Below are 20,646 nucleotides of genomic sequence, written 5' to 3' on the forward strand. Positions count from 1 at the left end.
TGGTGTATGTATCACATTTGATTCATCACTTTTATGAACATTTTAATGCTATCTTCCACCTTTCCCTACCCACCAACGCGCGGGGGAACTCAAGTAAGGACATTTAATTTACTTAAATACCTGAGTCAACGCCATACTGTTACCCTTGCAACTCAACGCGAAGGCGATGTGACAGATGCAGAAGTAGCAGGATTACACGATTGTGTGGATCATCTAGCTGTTTTTGAACGTCCGCGAGATTCTGGAACCACCGGAATATTGAAGAAAATACAGCGATTTGGTAGATTTTTGCAACAAGGGACACCGCCAAGCGTACTCAATCGCTACTCAATTGAGATGCAAACGTGGGTTGATAACTGGGTGGAAGCGGGAAAATGTGATGTGATTACCTGCGAACATAGCGTCAATGAAATTTATGTACCATCGCATTTTCAGAAACAGCTAAAAACTATAGTTAATATTCATAGTTCTGTTTACGCTACTTGTCGCAACCAATTAGCAACAGGTATTTCGGAAAATTTCCTCAGAGACAAAATTAATTTGCCACTTTTGCGTCGTTATGAGCAAAATTACTGTGCTAAATTTTCGGCAATTGTAGTGACAACAGAAGAAGATAAAATTCAACTACAAGAGCTTAATCGCAATAGTGAAATTACAGTTATTCCCAATGGTGTAGATTTAGTTTCTTTCCCGAACCGTAGCACCGATCCAGGAGGACATCGCTTAATTTTTATCGGTGCAATGGATAATTTGGCAAACATTGATGCTGTCTGCTTTTTCAGTAACGAAGTCTTGCCCGAAATCCAAAAACTTTATCCTGATACAACTTTCGATATTGTCGGTTCTCATCCAGTGCCAGAAGTTTTAGAACTTGATCAAAAACCAGGAATTAATGTGATTGGGCGTGTACCTTCGATGGTAGAATATCTACATCAAGCCACCATCTGCGTTGTACCCATGCGAACTGGGTTTGGCATTAAAAATAAAACTTTAGAGGCAATGGCAGCTGGTGTACCCATAGTGGCAAGCGATCGCGGTTTAGAAGGATTAGCCGTAGATGTTGCTAGTGATTCATTACGGGCATTACGAGCGAATAAACCGGCAGAGTACGTCACCGCTATTAGTCAACTATTTGATCATCCACATCTGCGATCGCAATTGTCTCACAACGGCAGACAACTGGTAGAAACAGAATTCACTTGGGATATCGCTGGTAAAAGCTATGAACAAGTTTGTCTGAGGAGAGAGTAGTACTAATTCGTAATTAGCACACACATAAAAATGCTTAGTCTAATAAAGATGTCACCACTAGCTTCTAGATAAATTCTAATTGTTCTTTCTTGTCGGTGTGGGACAAATATGTGTAGAGACGTTGGATTGCAACGTCTCTACTTCAGTTGTGCAAATTATCTTATCTAAATCGTATTGGTTCAGGGTTAGCTCGTGAAGAAGCACGTCAATTATTGTCAAACCGAGTCGAAGCTCCTAACACAAGTAATTTCTTATGCTTACGTTTATTCTTATTTTTGAGGGTAGTCAAATAATTATCAACGTAGCGAAAAGCAGCTGCACCGTCGTAATCAGCAATGGCTATAGCTTGCAAGAAAACCTTTGAAGGAATTTCAAACCCTAAAAATTTTTCGGTCAAAATTAACAAATCTTTATCTGTAGCGGGAAAAGTAGTTTCTTCTGCTTTTTCTGGATCATGGAAGATATCTTCAATTAATGCTTTGTACACTTTGTACCTCCCCAAATGCATAAGATGCAAAGCCTGTGATAAAGTTAAGCTGCTGATCGCGAGTTTGTAAGTTAACTGGGAGTTCAGTACTAGGACATCCTATCTCCTGTAAAATCTCTAAACAATAAGTACTGAGTTCAGTGTGTGGAGCAAGCTCCAACTCTTGAGCTACTTCTAGAGCCATCTCCATATTGACTTGGATAACCATCGTTACAGGGTTGGTCATAAACACGCCCTAATAAACTGGATGCTCTAAGTTTTGATCACAAGTACAAATAGCGTAACGGTGTTTTTGCGGAATTTATGAAGAGGGCAAAATAAAGTATCAGCGCATTTGCGGTAATGTATCCGAAATTATGTAAACTAGGCTGAGAGCTAGACAATTTCGATCATGGTGCGATCGCTGCACCAGAAGAAGTTGGCATAACCCTTTGGGGATCTTGCTACGCGCAGTGTGTCCTAAAGCCTGCGGCATAGCTTCTCTATGAGACGCTACGCGAACGCTTAGGGCGCAACCTCTGCTAGAGAAGACAAGCGATCGCTCTAAAAAATTAAGTACAAATGCCTAATAAATAATAAGCCGTATAAATTATAGATGTCAACAGATCGCGCCCAAGATTAAGAGACTTCATTCATCTTGTTGGGGACGCCACTTGACAAAAAGAGGCAAGGGGGTAACGGAGAAAAAGGATTTTCGGTACGAGCCGCCGCCATTAGGGGCGAAATCTTCTGATATTTGAGCGCTGTTCTGCCTCGCCCCTGCCAAGAACTGCCTCTGGCTGACGCATTGACACAGAAGCCAAAATAGTAGATGTGGTTTTCAAAGCTTCTAGCTAAATTTTTCAATTACCTTTTAGCCATGCCTGGGTTGGGTTACATCTATGCAACTAATAAAAGGTGATTAGGGACTGACAAAAAATAAATTATCCAAAATTATTTGTACATTTGTAGGGGATCTTGGACTTGCGCCCCTACGATGGGATGTTTTTTTAACTGGAAGTCCCTTAGCAAAAACCTGAAACAACCTATTTACGTTGATACATAAGACGATTATTTTGTATAGTGCATAGATCACAATTTTATTGCTTCTCAATATTTCCGACACAATAACAAATTTTTGATAAACCTGAATTTTTATGCATTTTTCTTTCACCACATATATAAAATAAGATTAATTATGTTTAGGTATATTTCATCAGAATTTTATAATTCTGAACATTGTAATATGCAAATATTACAACGATAAATATATTTGAACCGTAAAACTACAAAGGTATATATTATTATGTCTATTAATGTAAAGAAGCAATCCCAAACCCTTGCGATTCCTTTATTTCACTTCAATTCATTCACAATGACAAATGTATATTTAATTTTGCACTAGTACTTAGATGTGTCCCAATTTTTACCTGGGGTATCTGCCACCGCTGACCTGTAAGCTGAAACTATCTCTGCTAATAACTTTCCTGGTCAGTGATACAGACACGAGCAATTGTCTTTGTACCTTAGGATAAAAGTTGTGTTGCAAAAATGGGATTAGGCTGGAAAAAGTATGAATTGTGTCAACTCTCACCACCTAGCCCTGAAGAAGTTTTGGCAACATAACCATTGAACATAGTAGTTGCTTCTCCTGTCAAAGACGCTACGCGAATAACTATCTCGACCAGAACAATGCATTGCCTGATGCTGGGTGTTGAATTATTACATTTTGATGATATTTTCTAAAAAATTAAAGAGGAAGCCTTGTGGCATTTATGAGCAATCAATTATTTAAGTTATCTGTCAAATATCTACCAGCAATCACAGCTATAATAACGGTTCTTGCATTACCAGTTAAAGCAGCTACATTTTTAGTAACTGAACGCGCTGTCTTGGGAAGCAATGATCAAGTCGATTGGGGAAGTTTAGGTAAAGTATTCAATCCCTCCGCTCCTGACTTTTCTACTTTTTTACCTAACTCTTTTTTAGCAACATCACAAGGTGGCTTAGGGTTGGATATAAATATAGCTCCAACTAATAAACCTCAGATTACTCCACCGTTTGTCTTTCAAACTTTACCTCCACCTGGGATTCGGACTAACTTTGCTCAAGGAGATTTTGTTCTCTTCGGAGGTATAAATCCAACAGGTTTTCAACCTCTTCCTCCTGGTGCTCCTGATCCTCGTCCTCAGGGGAATGGAGGGCCTTTTAGCATTAATTTTGCCCAGCCAGTTTTTGGCGCTGGTGCTCAGATAGCAGTAGACATTAGTAATTTGGAAGTTGAAACTTTTATCACCGCTTTTGATAACACCAATAACCTGTTGGGTAGTTTCTCCGTTCTAAGTACTTCGTCATTAGCATTAGATAATTCGGCAGTGTTCTTGGGGATTCGTAGTGATACTCCAAACATCTCGCGACTCGTTTTTAGCAGTTCTGAGCCACAATACGGTTTGGCCATTAATCAGTTAAGCATTATTGCAGTTCCCGAACCAACTTATACCTTGGCAATATTAGCTTTTGGTATTTCAGGTGCTGTTTTGAAACTACGCCAACGCACTTGATACTCCCACGGTGTCAAAATATTTCATTTAATAAGTTAGACGTTTCGGATATATTCAAACTTCTGTAATACCAATTACCTATAAGGTTGCTCGCGAAAAATAGGCTTAAGCTTATTGTCTTACCAAGCTTGATTTTATGCAGTTTCACAAAGGATTGGTATAAGTTCGTAAGTTCTAAATAATTGTTATTTTTAGCAAAATTAAAGTCAATGTCATACAAAGAATTAGAAGGAATGATAGACGCTAAGATCCAAAAAGCTATACGGAAGCACGAGTTCATAGTTGCTTTCATTAGTAGTATTATTGGCTTGATTTTTATAATGGGTTTGTTCCACGCTATTTTGCTCAACCACACTCAAATTCATGCATTTTGCTTGAACTGATTACTAGTTGCATTCAATGGATCTTTATTATTAAGTGTTCCCTAATGTCCATAAAAATAATCTAAGTTACACATATTTTTTCTAAAAAGGAATTGCACTTATGGATAGTAAAAATAATAGCAGGGCTATATTCGTCTTATTTTTAACTGTATTTATAGACTTGCTCGGCTTCGGAATTATCCTGCCGATACTGCCTTTGTATGCTGAACAATTCGGCGCAAAACCTAATGAAGCGACTCTACTTATAGCTATTTATTCTTTAATGCAGTTCTTATTTGCACCATTATGGGGTAGTTTTAGCGATCGCTACGGTCGTCGTCCGATTTTATTATTTACTTTATTAGGTTCTGTAATTGCATACGCTGGGTTAGGCTTTGCCAACTCATTATGGATTTTGTTTATTGCTCGTAGTCTTGCCGGGATTATGGCAGGGAATATTGCTACTGCTCAAGCGTACATAGCAGATATTACCACGCCAATTAATCGAGCTCGTGGCATGGGCATAATCGGAGCAGCTTTTGGTCTTGGCTTCATTCTTGGCCCAGCGATTGGAGGTCTTTTGATTGGGTCTGATGCGGACAACGCTAACTTCCATCTACCGTCGTTGTTCGCAGCCGGATTATCTTTATTGGCATTGCTTTGTGCTTTGATATTACTTCCAGAATCTCTAAATTCTGAGACTAAAGCCAAAATTAAAGCTTATCGCTACCGTCAGCAACGGCTGAACTTGCTACATCTGTCACAGCGTCCCCAGTTCTGTATGCTTCTTGGCATCTACTTTTTAGTAACCTTTGCTGTTGCGGCTATGGACTCTACATTGGCTTTATGGTCTAAGCAGCAATTAAACTGGGGTCCTCAACAAACTAGTTATCTTTTTGCCTTCATGGGGATTGTCAGCACAATCATTCAAGGAGGACTGATCGGATTCCTCAAGAAACACTTGGGTGAAATAAAGTTACTTATCTTGGGGATATTAGGGTTAGGTTTAGGATTACTGCTAATTGGATTCTCACAAAGCTTAATTTTATTGTTGGTGTCCACCACACTTTTGGCATGGGGAATTAGTGTCAGTCAACCAATATTGAACAGCCTGATTTCCCAGATGACCCCCGCAGAAGAACAAGGACAAATATTAGGAATTGCCAGTTCTTGCTCTGCGTTGGCACGCATTGGTGGGCCAACGTGGGCAGGGGCTAGTTTTATGAAATTTGGGAGTTCTGCTCCTTTTTTGAGTGGATCTTTAATAGTGCTGATAGCTTTGACTCTTAGTTTGCGAGTGACTAAAAGCGCATCTGAATCAAAGACAGAACGTGTAGCCTGAAAATCCTGATTTCAAAGTAAAAAGGTAAGGATTCAGGATTCAGAAGGCTTTGATAACCAAGCTTAATAATTTTTTGAATAGCCTTGTACTAAAGACTTTTAATCGCAAATCTAAAATCTAAAATCTAAAATCTAAAATTAGTATGACAGGTCGCCGAGTATTGTTTTTAGGCATCTTTGTAAGCATCCTCCTCACTTACGGAATTTGGATCGGTGGGGGCATTCCTGCAAGCATCACCAAACTTCCTGACCAAGGATTAAACTGGTACTACTGGAAGCTTCCCAATCCGACCTTTTGGAGTCGAGCGACGGCTTGGGGCATGTACCTTGGGCATCAGTTTAGCATCTGGGCGTGTATCTTGTGGGCGCAGCGATCGCAGTTGAAATATAAATCAGCGTTGCACCCGATTAATTACCTTATGCTTGGCATTAATGGTGCATTCATCGCTTTACACTTTCTCCAGACCTATATTTGGTACGATGCTCTAGCTCAAGATACTTCAATTTGGACTTCCCAAGGTGCGGTTGTACTCCTACTGGTCTTCGTACTTATTTTAGAAACGCCTCGACGCGGTTTGTTTTTCGGCAATTCTGTTCCATTCCATCAACAGTTTTTGGAAATTATCAAGCTGTACCACGGCTACTTTTTCTCCTTTGCCGCGATCTACACCTTTTGGTATCATCCAATGGAAGCGACTTTGGGGCACTTAATTGGTTTTCTCTATATGTTCTTGCTTCTACTCCAATCATCATTGATTTTTAACCGCACCCATGTAAACCGTTGGTGGACATTCACTTTGGAAATTACGGTGCTTTTACATAGCGTAGTTGTATCCTTGATGCTAGGACAAAGCAAGTGTCCAACATTTTTCTTTGGTTTTCTTGGCATTTTAGTGCTTACTCAGCTCCACGGTCTACCTGTTAGTATCTTGACTAAACGTACTATCTACGGAGCCTTTTTAGTGAGTGTACTGGCCGTTTATGGACTGACTGAACGAGGCTTGGGCAGAATTTACGAAGTAACCTATATCCCTCTGATTGAGTTTGGGCTGGTTGGGGCAATTTACTTAATCTTCCTGCTCATCTTATGGACAATTTTTCGTTTACCTGTGAAGACGTAACTTCTCAATGAATCCCCCCTCCTCTAGCCCTGCTCGTTGTAACGCTTCCCGGCTAAGATTTTACACTTTCCCAGCGTACCAGCCTTAAAGCCACGTTTTTCGTTCACCAAAGTGAATAATGATGAAATCTTATCGGTCTGGTGTGGCGGGGCGATAAGTTTCACTTAACTTTCACGTGGGTTGCAGGGGCAATTCACTTTCGGGTTTGAAGGAAGAAAATACGGGGGGGCAATCGCTGCCAGCAATATTTATTCTGGATTTTATTTCCACACTTGGGGAAAAATGTTATCCCAGTGTCATGAGACAGACACCAAGAAAACAAAACTAGCAAATAGGTAAATATGGCATCGCTTTATGAGTATTTCATCAAAGATACCTCAAATAATCTTACTTTGAACAAGACAATATCGGTTAGTGACAGGTTTGGTAATGTTCTGTTAGAAACTATTGGGCGAGTTCATTGTGATTTTGATGCTGGTGGAGTCTATATATCGTTTTATATACCATTTTCAGACAAAGTAGAATGTCCAGAAACTTTATTATTAGATGACATAAATGATCTGCTAAAATGGTGTGAAACAGATGTTCAAGTACGTGCTGGTCTTGTGGGTTTTGCGGATATAGATATGCAAGATGCACGTGACCTCACTTTTACAGGGCGTGTATATTTGTATTCAGAGCAACCAGTTTCCGCTCAATTGAAAGAGCAGATAAACAGCAAGTCCGAGTTACAAGGTCATAGTCTTATTTTCCGAAGTGTAGAATATGTTGAACAGCGGAATAAATTTGAGAAGCCACAGGCATTTATCTCTCATGATTCTCGCGATAAGTTGGAAATTGCACAGCCGCTTGCGATACGTCTTCAAAAACTTATGTGTCCAGTCTGGTACGATGAATATTCATTAAAAGTTGGAGATAGCCTTAGAGATAGCATTGAGAAAGGGTTGAAGGAATGTCAAAAATGCGTGTTTATCATAACCCAAAACTTTTTAAGCAATGGTGGATGGTCAAAGCGCGAATATGATTCAGTTTTTACACGAGAGATTATAGAGAAACGCAATGTTATTATACCTATCTGGTATAACGTTACACCAAAAAATGTTTATAGCTATTCACCAATTTTGGCTGATAGGGTTGCGGTTGACTGGTCTTTAGGTATTGACAAAGTTGTAAATAAAATACTACCTGCGATTAATGCTTAAATAATTATATTTATTTGCGTGGCTACTTTTTGTATTGATTTTGCTGCATTAATTTTTAATATCAAAAATCTTTATTTACCGTTATTTTCTTACCTAAACGTAAAGATTGCAACTGATAAAAACATCCCAAAAAGATTATTTTTGGCAATTATTATGTTTAAGTCCCTGCGGAAGTTAATTTAGCTTTAGCTTATTTTATTAAATGCATAAGTATCATAAATCAATATGCAGACTCGTCAACTTTTATATGCTGTCTGCTGCTGTATTCTCAAAAACGACCCTTGTTGAGAATTTCTGCGTGAGAGTCACTGCGGCATGTAAAAATAAGGCGTCGCCATTCTCATAAATAGTTCTTGAATCAGCGATGGAGCAAAAACCCTCTCCAGGTGAAGTTTACGATTGCACATAAGACAAAATGGCTCTTTCGTTAACCCGCTCCCCTTTGTGGCAAATTCAAAGTTCGTTTCCAAATCACCCCCTTTTTTTAAGTACCTGCCTTAACTAGTCAGGACTTAACTTTATTGAGCGTTCTTGTTCTAATTTTGGGCTGGATATCGTTGGTTGTAAGCCAAAACATGGGTTCGTTCGCAGAGCGTCTCGTTGGCGCACTTGTGCTGAGCGTAGCCGAAGTAGCCTCTCGTACAGAAGAGACGTTTTTGTACCTTGATTGCGATATCCGGGAAAAATTATTTCCAAAATACCACATACGACTTTAGAGTGTTGAAATAACTAAAATAGCTATCTATCTGAAGGCGAGGTATGACAACAAACTTTAGTCGGCGTGAATTTATCTTGTTTGGTTCAGCGGCGTTTGGTACCAGCTTACTAGTGCAAGCTTGCAGTAGTAAGCCGACGACACCAACAGCGACAACAACGGGTGGTGCTGAAGGGTTTAAAATAGCGATCGCTCTCCCTGGAATGATTACCGACAAAGCCTGGAATGAATCTGGTTATGAAGGAATAAATCTAGCAAAACAAAAGCTAGGTGCAGAAACCGCCTATGTAGAAAAAGTAGCACAAGCAGATCAAACAGAAGTATTAACAGATTTTGCTCGTAAAGACTACAATCTCATCTTCGCGCATGGCGGACAATTTGATGCCGCAATTGAACAAGTCGCCTCACAATTCCCCAACACATTTTTTGTTGGAGTAAATGGTAATCTCAAAGGTGAGAATATTGCTTCTTTACGAATAGATCACCTACAAGCTAGTTATTTGTGTGGCATTATCGGTGCTTCTGTCACTAAATCTGATAAATTAGCTTATATTGCTGGAGAGAAGTTTCCCGCTACCGAGGGAGAACTGCGGGGATTTGAATTAGGGGCAAAGTCTGTTAAACCAAATATTCAAATTATTTCTACTTTTACGGGTGATTGGAATGATGTTGCCAAAGCCAAAGAAGCGACTATCGCACTAATTTCTTCTGGTACTGATGTCATCTATCAATGGTTAGATAATGCCTCAGCCGCCGTCTTACAAACAGCAGGTGAAAAAGGGGTATATGCTTTTGGTAACACAAATGATCAATTAGACGTTGCACCAAAAGCTGTCTTAACCAGCGCTGTCAAACGCTTAGATTTAGCCATAGCATATATAGCAGAATTAGCTAAACAAAAACAAATTAAAGGACAAATATATACAATTGGATTAGAAAGAACAGATATATTATTTTTAGGAAAATTTGGGGCAATGATACCGGAGGCAGTTAAGCAAAAGGTATTGAATGCAAAGCAAGAGATTGTTAATAAAAAAATCGTTTTTGAAGACTGCAAAGAGACTGGTAAAGATACACGCTGCGTGAAGAAAACAACATAGGTTTAGCATATAGCAATCCTAAATGAGTCGTGAAAATCTTCGATTCCTCTCTCTGCTCTCTCTGCGCCTCTGCGGTTAATTTATTTTTACAAATGATTTAAGACTGCTATATAAATATCTTAAAAAGCTTTTGTAGTCAGGACTATAGTCTTAAAATCTGGGCTGAAACTCTGACTCCGATCTATCATTTTTGTGAACATGAACTATTTACGCTTAAAAAATATTACCAAACGATTTGGTTCTTTTATCGCTAACGACAATATCAATCTCTCTGTTGCATCTGGAACCATTCATGCAATACTAGGCGAAAATGGTGCAGGCAAGAGTACTTTAATGAATATTATTAGTGGACTCTATCAACCTGATGCTGGTCAGATTTACCTTCAAGAACAACCAATAAAAATTCCTTCACCAAATGAGGCAATTAAATTAGGCATTGGCATGATTCACCAACACTTCATGCTTGTACCCCAATTGACTGTCACAGAAAATATTATCTTAGGAACAGAGAAAACTTGGCGACTGAATTTACAATATAAACAGCAAGAAATAGCCGCATTATCCCAAGCTTATGGATTAGAAACTGACCCCAGTGCCAAAGTTGAAAATTTATCTGTTGGGGCACAACAAAGGGTAGAAATTCTCAAAGTTCTCTACCGTCGAGCAAAATTGTTGATTCTTGATGAACCTACAGCCGTTTTGACACCGCCAGAAGTAGAATCATTAATTGCTATCTTACGCCAATTGGCAGCCGCAGGCAACACAATTATTTTTATCAGTCATAAATTAGAAGAGGTAATGAATCTTTGTGATTCAGTAACAGTTTTGCGCCAGGGAAAGGTAGTAGCAACAACATCAACTTCAGCGGCGACACCTCAGCAGTTAGCAACATTGATGGTAGGACAGGAAGTAGCTTTCCAGTTAAATAAAAGTCCAACATTACCAGGAGAAATTATCCTGTCGGTGCAAAATTTACAAGTTGCTGATGAAAAAAGTATTCCTGCTGTAAATAATGTATCTTTTGAACTGCGGGCGGGGGAAATTTTAGGAATTGCTGGTGTCGATGGGAATGGACAGCGAGAATTAGCTGATGCAATCGCTCTTTTGCGGACTATTAAGCAGGGTAAAATTGAGTTTACGTACAAGCATTCCTTAGTGGGCTACATCCCAGAAGATAGGCAGACAATGGGATTGGTGTTGCAATTTAGCATCGCCCAAAACTTGATTTTAAAAGCTTTTAAATATCTGCCATTTTGTCGCCGTTTTTTGTTACAACAAGAAGCGATCGCCAATCGTGCCCAAGCTGCAATGCAAGAGTTTGACATTCGGGCGAATTGGATTGATATCAAGGTAAGTCAGCTTTCGGGAGGAAATCAACAAAAAGTGGTGTTAGCGCGAGAATTGGCGCAAGCACCAGCTTTAATTATCGCCATGCAACCCACAAGAGGGTTAGATGTAGGGGCGACAGCAGCCGTCCATTCTCGAATATTAACAGAACGCGATCGCGGTGCGGCAATTTTGTATATTTCTACTGAGTTAGAAGAAGTGATGACAATGAGCGATCGCATTGCCGTAATTTACAGAGGTGAGTTTGTCGCTATTTTGGATGCACAGACGGCGACAGTGGAAGAAATTGGTTTGTTGATGGCTGGAGGACAAATAGGGAATAAAATACCAAATCTTTTTAGAGTCTAATTACAGAGGTAATAAATGAAAAACTTGCATAGCAAAATTGATCCTAGAGTAAAAGCAGCAACTGCATCAGCCATTGAACAGCATCGCCAGCTTGGTCAATCAATTAGGATTATGCAGGATGAGAAAATTGTAACTTTAACTGCTGATCAGATTTCAGCAATTCCGAATCAACAGAATAATATAAATCAATGCTCCTAAAAGCGATCGCATTGTCCTAATCTATAAGCAATTAAGCCCATTGTTATAGAAAAATGGTATAAGATGTTTTTTTAACTGGAAGTCCCTTAGGAAAGTTTCAAAATGCGATTTTTTATGTTCCAGTTATGTCCCAGTATATAGGTGTGCTGGCATTTATAGGAATTCAATAAATCAGATATAAATGACACTAATTAATCGGATTCATCCTAGATTGCTGCCCATACTATCACCGCTAATTGCGATCGCCTCCGCCCTGATCGTCGGTGTTATCCTGATGTTAATTGCTGGGGCAAATCCCATCACCGCATACAGCATCTTATTTCAAGAATCTCTCTCTACCTACTTTGGATTTGGTAACACTCTCACCAAAATGACACCGCTATTGTTCACCAGTTTAGGCGTGTTAGTGGCGTTGCGGGCTGGGCAATTTAATATCGGTGGGGAAGGACAAATTTATCTGGGTGCGTTGGGAAGTACTTTAATTGGGTTATATGTGCAAGGATTACCTGCGGTGATTCATATCCCCTTAGCACTTTTGGCAGGATTTTTCTTTGGTGCCGTTTGGGGTTGGATTCCTGGTTATCTCAAAGCAATGCGCGGAGTGAATGAAGTAATTACTACGTTGTTGCTCAACTATATCGCAGTGAATTTAGTTAGCTACCTCGTCCAAAATCCATTAATGGCAGCAGGTGCGCCTAGTCCTTATTCATCATTAATTGCCAAAACATCCCGTTTAGCTATTATATTACCACAAAGCCTCGCCCATGCTGGTATTTTATTAGCTTTAATTGCCGCAGGTATTTTATGGGTATTGTTAGTGCGATCGCCTCTAGGTTATCAAATTACAGCAGTGGGATTTAACCCGATTGCCGCCCGTTATGCCCACATATCTGTTGAACGTACCATTATGCTGGTGATGGCTGCTGCGGGTGGTTTAGCTGGGTTGGCTGGGAGTTGTGAGGTGATGGGGTTGAAATATCGACTATTTGAACAAGTTTCACCAGGTTATGGATTTGATGCCATTGCGATCGCTTTTTTAAGTCGTGGTAGTGTTATCGGTGTAGTATTGACTTCTTTGTTTTTTGCGGCGCTTCGCAGTGGTGCGAATGTGATGCAGCGTAGTGCAGGTGTGCCGGTAACTGTGGTTTATGCGATTCAGGGTTTTATGGTGTTGTTTATTGCTATCAGTTTCGCAATCGAAAGAGAGATCAGAGGAAAAACCCAGACAAGCACAAAGGTTTAACGCAGACTAACACCAGACAAAACTCTGCGAAACTTTGCGCTTTCCTCTGCGAACCTCTGCGTTTAAAAAAAGCTCTATGAATAATCTCAACTTCTTCTCTGATTACTTGGTAGCTACTTTGCGTCTAGCAGTCCCCTTAGGATTTGCTGCCCTTGGAGGATTGTACTCAGAACGGTCAGGGGTGTTAAATATCGCCTTGGAAGGGATGTTGCTTACTGGCGCTTTTACCAGTGCTGCTGCCACTTTCTCCACTGGTAATCCCTGGCTTGGTATCCTCGCTTCCTTAATTGCTGGGGGATTAGTCGGACTACTCCATGCTATTTTATGTGTAACTTTGCGTGTTGACCAATTGGTGTCTGGACTAGCAATTAATCTTGTCGCATCTGGGTTAACGTCGTTTTTGGCCCGGTTAGTCTTTAATGGCAGTAGTACACAGCAGTTACCTGGAATCGGGGCAATTATTATTCCTGGTTTAGCCAATATTCCCCTGATTGGGCCGCTACTATTTCAAGAAGATATTTTAGTATATTTATTATTTATATTAGTTATTTTAACTACATACATTTTATTTGAAACTAGCTTTGGACTGACATTGCGGGCAGTCGGAGAATCTCCTAAAGCTGCTGATACGGCTGGAATTTCGGTACAAACTGTCCGTTATATCGCTGTGGTGATTAGTGGCACTCTTGCGAGTTTGGGAGGTGCTTATTTAACTCTGGTACAGGTCAGATTTTTTGCCGAGGGGATGAGTGCTGGTAAGGGATTTATTGCGATCGCAGCATTAATTTTTGGCAGATGGCATCCTTTTGGTAGTGCTTTGGCTTGTTTGCTGTTTGGGGCTACAGAAGCTTTACAACTGCGAATTCAGGCATTAGGGGCAAATATACCTTACCAATTTTTAGTAATGCTACCTTATGCGATCGCTTTATTAGCATTAGTGGGTAAGTTGGGAAAATCTACACCCCCTAAAGCTTTAGGTACTCCCTACTTTGGAGAAAATCGCCACTCAGACTAAAAAAACGTTCCTTCGACGAATATTTTTGACCCCTGATCTAACGGCAAGAAAGTGACATCACTTTTCAACCATCTGTCAAAAGTTATTTCAATCACCTCTACTAACGGTTTTTTGCTGTTGATAACGCAGTTTAAACTGGTGTTGTTGTATTTTATGATCCACAATTGGATCAGGATAGCCAACAGCATGACGTTCTAAAGGTGGAATTTTACCAGTAACTAAATATTCTGGATCTACAGACCGCAATTCTGATACCCATTGCCGAATATATTCCCCTTCTGGATCAAATTTTTGTGTTTGACTGGCTGGGTTGAAAATCCGCACAGGTTTCGGGTCCATGCCGCTAGAAGCACTCCATTGCCAACCGCCATTGTTAGAAGATAAATCACCATCAATCAGCTTCTGCATAAAGTATTTTTCTCCCAATTGGGGATTAATTAGCAAGTCTTTGGTGAGGAAACTGGCAACAATCATCCGACAACGGTTGTGCATCCAGCCACTTTCATTCAATTGGCGCATTGCTGCATCTACAATCGGGTAGCCAGTTCTCCCCTCACACCAAGCTTGGAAATATTCTTCGTTAGTTTGCCAAGGAAAGTTTTTGAAGGTGTCACGGAAAGCACCGTCAGCTAATTCGGGGAAGTTATACATTGCATGTTGATAAAACTCCCGCCAAGCTAATTCCTGTTGCCACGTGCGAATATTAACTGCTGTTTCCTCACTACGGCTATTTTCTTGTGCTTCTATGGTGGCTTGCCAAACGGTGCGAATGCCAATTACGCCAAATTTCAAAGCTGCACTCAGTTGCGATGTTCCATGAACTGCCGGAAAATTGCGTTGTTCTTGGTATTCAGTAATAGCTTTAATAGTAAATTCCTCTAGCCGTTCTTGCGCCGCCGCCTCTCCGGGTGAAATAATCAATTCTCCATCCCAAATAAATCCTAAATCTTTTGCTGAAGGTAATGCGATCGCTCCTGCAAGTTTTGCAATTTCCTGTTCAGCTTCCGTTAACCCCTCAACATTTTGCAGTGTTTCTACTGGTTGAGCCTTGGGTTTGGTAATCCAATTTTTCCAGAAGGGGGTGTAAACCGTGTAAAAACTGTTACCACCGGTGCGTAACTCATCTGGAGAGTTGAGGATTTGATCCCAGTTTTGGTTAAGAAACTGAATACCTTTTTCTTTGAGGGCATTTATAACGGTGCGATCGCGTTCTTGTGAATAAGGTTCTACATCCCAATTCCAAAAAACAGCTTTGGCTGTTAAAGCCGCTGCTAAAGCTGGTATCGCTTGTACAGGATTGGCGTGGAGTATTAATAACTGGCTACCAACTTTAGCATATCGCTCTTGGAGTTTCTGCAAACACCCAATCATATAAGTTACTCTCGCAGGAGCAACATCATCCCGTTCCAGAATATGCGGATCAAGGCAAAACACCCCTATCACTTTCGGACTCTGCTGTTTTGCCGCAGCCAGTCCCGTATTGTCAGAAATGCGTAAATCGCGCCGATGCCAAAACAGAATTAAGTCAGACATTCCATACTGGATATAGTTCACCCGTACTAGCTTAGATGCTAGTGGTACCAATGAACATCATTCTGGCGATAAATTTCTTCTTTGACATTCTCCCACGGCTAAAGCCGATAGCGCCACGCAAAGCGAGTCCGCGAAGCTATGCCAGTTGTTAATTGAGTGCTGTAGAAACGCTCTACATGTTAGTGCTGTTGAAGTAAGAGAGTTGACAGAGGAAAAAAAAAGCGTAGACGCTTCTTCGCAACTGGGGCGAAACTTACCAGGCTCAAGGCATTTTGGCACCGGGCGAAAATATCTTGGGGGCAAAACCTGGAGGCGGAACAACTCGGTTAAGCGGGACAAGTTTTGCTACACCGATCGCAACGGGAGTGGCAGCGCTGCTATTAAGTTTACAAAGAGAGCGGGGCGAAACCCCCGATCCGCAAAAAGTCAGGGCAGCACTATTAAATACTGCATTGCCCTGTTCGCCTGCCGACACTCCCGATCCACCTCGTTGTTTAGTTGGCAAACTCAATATCTCTGGAACTCTTGAATACCTGTTTGGACGAACTGTGTCAGATACTTTGTCAACGGTTGCTGCTTCAGTTTGTTGCAAAATGGGTAGCAACTTTATAAGTGGGGTGGAAATGGTAATTAGTTCTTTTGGATGAAACACTTGTTAATAGTCGCTACACTTGCCTTGTTTGCTTTGAATCAAACTAGAGCGTTCTACATAACCGCTAATAATATCTCCCGTCTCAACGCCGATAACATCAAAATTTTGTGCCTGCATCCAATGCAGCACTTTTTTCACCCCCGCATCAGCTGGCATAGATTTGAGGGGTTCTGCCACGTATTCAATGGTGATATTGTTCTCAAATAAACTCCGCAGGTTTTGAGAACGCGATTTTAGGTGTTTCATCCCCCTGCTGTGAACTCACGTTAAATAATCCTACGGCACTCACGCGATCGCCGCTTTCGGTTTTTTCTGCCAGATTGCCTCTGCGCTCGCTATTCCAACAAATACCATAGCCCAATCTTATACCATCCTTGTTGGTATTAAATGTAGTGACAGTTAGATATTTTCAAGTAACAGAATATTTTCCACCTGCAAAAAAATAAATATTTATATAGTTATCTGTATCATCTATTTCAGATTAGTTGATTAATTTTCGCTGAAAATGCCGAAAATCCTGATAAAAAAAATGTTATTACTAAAACGACATATCGAATTGATACTTGGTAGAATCATACCAAGATAACCAAAATTGATAATATATATTATGCCAAGAAAAGAACAAGGATGGGTCACATTTCAAACCTCAGAGGACGAGCGGAAGATTCTAGAGGAGTTTTGTGAACAGTCTCAACGCACCAAGACTGAGATTCTGCGGGAACTCGTGCGTAGTCTCAATCAGCACTCATCAGCACCAATCTCACCACCAAGTCAACAGGAAAAACAGGAAGATACCTATACTCAAAAGCCTGAGAGAGAAAGTAATATTCAAAAGAAATCATTAAAAGTTAGCTCTCGCAATATTCTTAAAGGTGTCGTTAAACGAGTTATTTATGGAGCAGTTAATAGTGAGGTGACTCTAGAGATTATTCATAAAGTAGAATTAACGTCTATTATCACCAGAGCTTCCGCAGAAGAGTTAGAACTAGCTGAAGGAAAAGAAGCTTATGCAGTCATTAAGTCTAATGATATTGTCATTGCCAGAGAATAAAAAAACATTGATTTTTGGCGTTGGATATTAAGAGGATGAATTATCATCACTAACATTTTTAATTTTGGAGAACTGCAATATAAATTGATTATATTTTGTTTAATAGCTTTGTGAAAGCTAGGATGAACGCGGTCATTTCAACAATTTGATTTTTATGTTCCAAGGCAAAGCCATTGTTTGCCCCAGGAATTTTCTAGTGAACTACTGATAGTCATCATCTAACAAAAATAAAACTTCCTCCCCAACTACCGTAGTTTCGGCTGTTCACTCCATTACGAGTCGTCCCATAGTAGGAAACTGCTCCCGGACAAATTCTAATTCTCACTTGTCCGCCATTTCTAGTTGTGATTAGTCCGGCATGTACAGCCGCATTGCAAATTGAGGAATCGTCGGTATAAACTGTCGTAGGGGCGCAAGGACTTGCGCCCCTACTGCGTGGTCTATTTACCTGAAAATAGCTGTAATTAGATATTCATATGAATATTTAAGCAGTGTCAATATGCTAGGTGTAATTCTGGTAAAGTTTTTACGTCACTGAACAACCCATCATAAACAGATCACTTTCCAGATTGTGTATATATCTATCTAAAGATAGAAATCATTGGTGAAAAATGAACATCACACGGGGATTTATCTTTACGTCTCCAATCTCTGCGTTTTGTCTCATTTCGAGTGATGTTAATTATTTGAGTACGGTAAACCGTATTTGCTCGTTAGTTCCCAAAGATTAATTTAATTGTTAAGTTTAGTTACATAAATAAAAAAAGACTGCAAACATTACTAGACAGGAGAATTTATGAGAAGTAGTAGTATCCTTGACGATCAAGACAAACTGTACAATTTTGTGATCCAGCCTGGACATTAGATCACACAAGTCAAGCTCTCTCAGAAATAAGACTTATTTAACATTGTTTAACATTACTATGAAAGCGACAGATAAATTAGTGCATTTTTTAGAGGAGGAGTTGGGTATTTCTGATGGAGCAATTTCTCTTGCTTTGCGACATTGTGAGCAGACCCCCAACTTTCTAGCCATGACCCTCTGGCAGTATGGGCTGGTAACACTGGATCAGTTAGCCCAAATTTTTGATTGGTTGGAAACAGTATAAGCTGCTTCAACTATTCGGATGGTAAATATGCCGACTTTCCCAGAAAGTCACATTCTCAACAGTTTTCATTCTAAGGATTGGTAACAACATCTATGGCAATTAAAGAACAACCTAAGTCACCTCGGTTTCGGATCATTGCAAATATATTGCTGGCAGTATCAGGGCTATTCCTGCTCTTAAATTTATTTTTGCCTGGTTTATTTGCTTCTGGTCCTGCTGGCGTTCCCTATAGCCTATTTATTCATCAAGTACAAGAAGGGGAAGTCAGCCGCGTTTCCGTTGGTCAAAACCAGATCCTTTACCAACTAAAAACAGAAAATGCCGAGCCAGTCCAGGTGTTTGCAACTACACCAATCTTCGATTTAGAGTTACCCAAACTGCTAGAACAAAAAGGAATTGAGTTCGCTGCTACACCTCCACCTAAGAATACTTGGATTACAACCCTCTTGAGTTGGGTGATTCCACCACTGATTTTTATCGGCATTTGGCAGTTCTTTCTCGCCCGTGGTGGTGGTGGCGGTGGCCCCCAAGGTGTTCTCTCTATTGGTAAAAGCAAAGCTAAGGTTTATGTTGAGGGCGAATCAGCTAAAATCACCTTTGCAGATGTGGCTGGGGTAGAAGAAGCGAAAACTGAGTTAGTGGAAATCGTGGATTTCCTCAAGACTCCAGGACGCTTTACGCAAATTGGCGCTAGGATTCCCAAAGGTGTGCTGTTAGTTGGCCCTCCAGGTACAGGTAAGACACTTTTAGCGAAAGCCGTAGCAGGAGAAGCAGGAGTTCCATTCTTCAGCATCTCTGGTTCGGAGTTTGTAGAATTGTTTGTCGGTGTGGGTTCTTCCAGAGTGCGGGATTTGTTTGAGCAGGCCAAAAAACAAGCTCCCTGTATTATATTCATTGATGAATTGGATGCGATCGGTAAGTCTCGTAGCAGTAACGGCTTTTACGGTGGTAACGATGAACGAGAACAGACCCTCAACCAATTACTAACTGAGATGGACGGGTTTGCAGCTGGGGATGCAACAGTGATTGTACTAGCAGCTACCAACCGCCCCGAAGTACTAGACCCGGCATTGCTGCGTCCAGGCCGCTTTGACCGCCAAGTATTGGTAGACCGTCCCGATTTATCTGATCGTGAAGCAATTCTCAAGATTCACTCTCAAAAGGTAAAACTAGGAGATGATGTCAATCTAAAAGCGATCGCTACTCGTACCCCTGGTTTTGCTGGCGCAGATTTGGCAAACTTGGTGAATGAAGCGGCATTATTGGCAGCTCGCAATCTGCGTCAAAGTGTTGCTCAAGAAGACTTTGCCGAAGCAATTGAGCGGGTAGTCGCCGGTTTAGAGAAAAAGAGTCGGGTGATGAACGAGACTGAGAAAAAGATTGTTGCATACCATGAAGTCGGTCACGCAATGGTAGGGGCGCTAACAACAGGAAACGGTCGTGTAGAAAAGATTTCGATTATTCCCCGTGGGATGGCAGCTTTAGGCTACACTCTGCAATTACCTACTGAAGACCGCTTTTTGATGAATGAAGAAGAATTACGCGGTCAGATTGCTACTTTGTTAGGTGGACGTTCCGCCGAAGAGATTGTGTTTAACAGCATTACAACAGGTGCTTCTAACGATTTGCAACGAGCAACTGACTTGGCAGAACGGATGGTAACAGCCTATGGTATGAGCAAAGTCTTAGGGCCACTGGCTTATCAACAAGGACAACAAGCAATGTTCCTGGGTAATGGTGCGACTAATCCTCGGCGGGCGGTGAGTGAAGACACATCCAAAGCTATTGATAGTGAAGTCAAGGAAATCGTGGAAACAGCCCACGAACAAGCCCTAAATATTCTCAGAGAGAATCGAGACTTGCTAGAAGCGATCGCTACTCAACTTTTAGAAACAGAAGTCATTGAAGGGGAAAAACTGCACAGTCTGCTGAGTCAAGTTAAACGTGTAGCTCATTCATAATTAAGAAAATCAGGTTTTAAACGCAGAGGGACGCAGAGAAAAACTCTGCGTCCCTCTGCGTTTGAGAAAA

At 40.7% G+C, this 20,646-nt stretch carries 18 protein-coding genes and 1 pseudogene; 14 read left to right on the forward strand and 5 right to left on the reverse strand.

Annotation, left to right across the window (positions count from 1 at the left end; all coding sequences use genetic code 11):
• The first annotated feature begins 33 nt into the window (after nt 1–33).
• Nucleotides 34–1,251: a glycosyltransferase family 4 protein gene (locus V7K49_RS11050; RefSeq protein WP_335205559.1), complete on the forward strand. Its 1,218-nt coding sequence runs from the start codon at nt 34–36 to the stop codon at nt 1,249–1,251.
• Nucleotides 1,252–1,456: 205 nt separating this feature from the next.
• Here V7K49_RS11050 and V7K49_RS11055 read toward each other — a convergent pair whose 3' ends face one another.
• Nucleotides 1,457–1,738, reverse strand: a complete 282-nt coding sequence (locus tag V7K49_RS11055) for a hypothetical protein (protein ID WP_273764913.1) — start codon at nt 1,736–1,738, stop codon at nt 1,457–1,459.
• On the reverse strand, nt 1,719–1,964 hold the full coding sequence (locus V7K49_RS11060) for a hypothetical protein (RefSeq protein ID WP_334873723.1): 246 nt from the start codon (nt 1,962–1,964) through the stop codon (nt 1,719–1,721). Before V7K49_RS11060 ends, V7K49_RS11055 begins: the two co-directional genes overlap by 20 nt.
• A 1,528-nt stretch (nt 1,965–3,492) precedes the next feature.
• Between V7K49_RS11060 and V7K49_RS11065 the strand changes: the two genes are divergently transcribed.
• The 9 genes from V7K49_RS11065 to V7K49_RS11105 all read left to right on the forward strand — a co-directional run bounded on the left by V7K49_RS11065 (nt 3,493) and on the right by V7K49_RS11105 (nt 14,270).
• A complete protein-coding gene (locus V7K49_RS11065; protein ID WP_335205560.1) occupies nt 3,493–4,278 on the forward strand; it encodes a hypothetical protein in 786 nt (261 codons plus the stop codon).
• A gap of 483 nt (nt 4,279–4,761) precedes the next feature.
• Entirely contained in the window at nt 4,762–5,982 is a 1,221-nt protein-coding gene (locus V7K49_RS11070) for an MFS transporter (protein ID WP_335205561.1), read from the forward strand.
• Between the two features lie 142 nt (nt 5,983–6,124).
• Nucleotides 6,125–7,102 carry a hypothetical protein gene (locus tag V7K49_RS11075; RefSeq protein ID WP_335205562.1) on the forward strand — a complete coding sequence of 326 codons (978 nt, stop codon included), beginning with the start codon at nt 6,125–6,127 and terminating at the stop codon, nt 7,100–7,102.
• A gap of 341 nt (nt 7,103–7,443) precedes the next feature.
• Entirely contained in the window at nt 7,444–8,304 is an 861-nt protein-coding gene (locus V7K49_RS11080; protein WP_335205563.1) for a toll/interleukin-1 receptor domain-containing protein, read from the forward strand.
• Between the two features lie 759 nt (nt 8,305–9,063).
• Complete coding sequence (locus V7K49_RS11085) at nt 9,064–10,119, forward strand: BMP family protein (RefSeq protein WP_335205564.1); 1,056 nt, start codon at nt 9,064–9,066, stop codon at nt 10,117–10,119.
• A 198-nt stretch (nt 10,120–10,317) separates the two neighbouring features.
• A complete protein-coding gene (locus tag V7K49_RS11090; RefSeq protein WP_335205565.1) occupies nt 10,318–11,814 on the forward strand; it encodes an ABC transporter ATP-binding protein in 1,497 nt (498 codons plus the stop codon).
• A 15-nt stretch (nt 11,815–11,829) separates the two neighbouring features.
• Entirely contained in the window at nt 11,830–12,012 is a 183-nt protein-coding gene (locus V7K49_RS11095; protein ID WP_334873735.1) for a hypothetical protein, read from the forward strand.
• A 181-nt stretch (nt 12,013–12,193) separates the two neighbouring features.
• Nucleotides 12,194–13,255, forward strand: coding sequence for an ABC transporter permease (locus V7K49_RS11100; protein WP_335205566.1), 1,062 nt, complete (start codon nt 12,194–12,196; stop codon nt 13,253–13,255).
• Between the two features lie 76 nt (nt 13,256–13,331).
• Entirely contained in the window at nt 13,332–14,270 is a 939-nt protein-coding gene (locus V7K49_RS11105) for an ABC transporter permease (protein WP_335205567.1), read from the forward strand.
• Nucleotides 14,271–14,357: 87 nt separating this feature from the next.
• Here the strand turns inward: V7K49_RS11105 and V7K49_RS11110 are convergent, their stop codons facing one another.
• Nucleotides 14,358–15,803, reverse strand: a complete 1,446-nt coding sequence (locus V7K49_RS11110) for an FAD-binding domain-containing protein (RefSeq protein WP_335205568.1) — start codon at nt 15,801–15,803, stop codon at nt 14,358–14,360.
• A 293-nt stretch (nt 15,804–16,096) separates the two neighbouring features.
• Here V7K49_RS11110 and V7K49_RS11115 point away from each other — a divergent pair, with 293 nt between their 5' ends.
• On the forward strand, nt 16,097–16,450 hold the full coding sequence (locus V7K49_RS11115) for a S8 family serine peptidase (RefSeq protein ID WP_334873785.1): 354 nt from the start codon (nt 16,097–16,099) through the stop codon (nt 16,448–16,450).
• On the opposite strand, the pseudogene V7K49_RS11120 reads toward V7K49_RS11115, so the two are convergent.
• Nucleotides 16,387–16,701, reverse strand: a pseudogene (locus V7K49_RS11120) (hypothetical protein); the annotation flags it as partial. The gene V7K49_RS11115 and the pseudogene V7K49_RS11120 overlap by 64 nt on opposite strands.
• 361 nt (nt 16,702–17,062) lie before the next feature.
• Here V7K49_RS11120 and V7K49_RS11125 point away from each other — a divergent pair.
• Nucleotides 17,063–17,506 (forward strand): TOBE domain-containing protein, encoded by a 444-nt coding sequence (locus tag V7K49_RS11125; RefSeq protein WP_334873742.1) that lies wholly within the window; start codon nt 17,063–17,065, stop codon nt 17,504–17,506.
• A 214-nt stretch (nt 17,507–17,720) separates the two neighbouring features.
• Here V7K49_RS11125 and V7K49_RS34640 read toward each other — a convergent pair whose 3' ends face one another.
• A complete protein-coding gene (locus V7K49_RS34640) occupies nt 17,721–17,978 on the reverse strand; it encodes an LCCL domain-containing protein (protein WP_442942330.1) in 258 nt (85 codons plus the stop codon).
• 451 nt (nt 17,979–18,429) lie between these two features.
• On the opposite strand from V7K49_RS34640, the gene V7K49_RS11130 reads away from it, so the two are divergent.
• Both V7K49_RS11130 and ftsH4 read left to right on the forward strand, forming a co-directional pair.
• Nucleotides 18,430–18,615, forward strand: a complete 186-nt coding sequence (locus tag V7K49_RS11130; RefSeq protein ID WP_334974369.1) for a DUF2949 domain-containing protein — start codon at nt 18,430–18,432, stop codon at nt 18,613–18,615.
• A 92-nt stretch (nt 18,616–18,707) separates the two neighbouring features.
• The gene (gene ftsH4 / locus V7K49_RS11135) at nt 18,708–20,576 is read left to right on the forward strand and encodes an ATP-dependent zinc metalloprotease FtsH4 (RefSeq protein ID WP_334873746.1); all 1,869 of its coding nucleotides are present in this window, start codon (nt 18,708–18,710) and stop codon (nt 20,574–20,576) included.
• The last annotated feature ends 70 nt before the right edge of the window (nt 20,577–20,646 follow it).

This window comes from Nostoc sp. (genome assembly GCF_036919675.1).
Taxonomy (GTDB): domain Bacteria; phylum Cyanobacteriota; class Cyanobacteriia; order Cyanobacteriales; family Nostocaceae; genus Nostoc.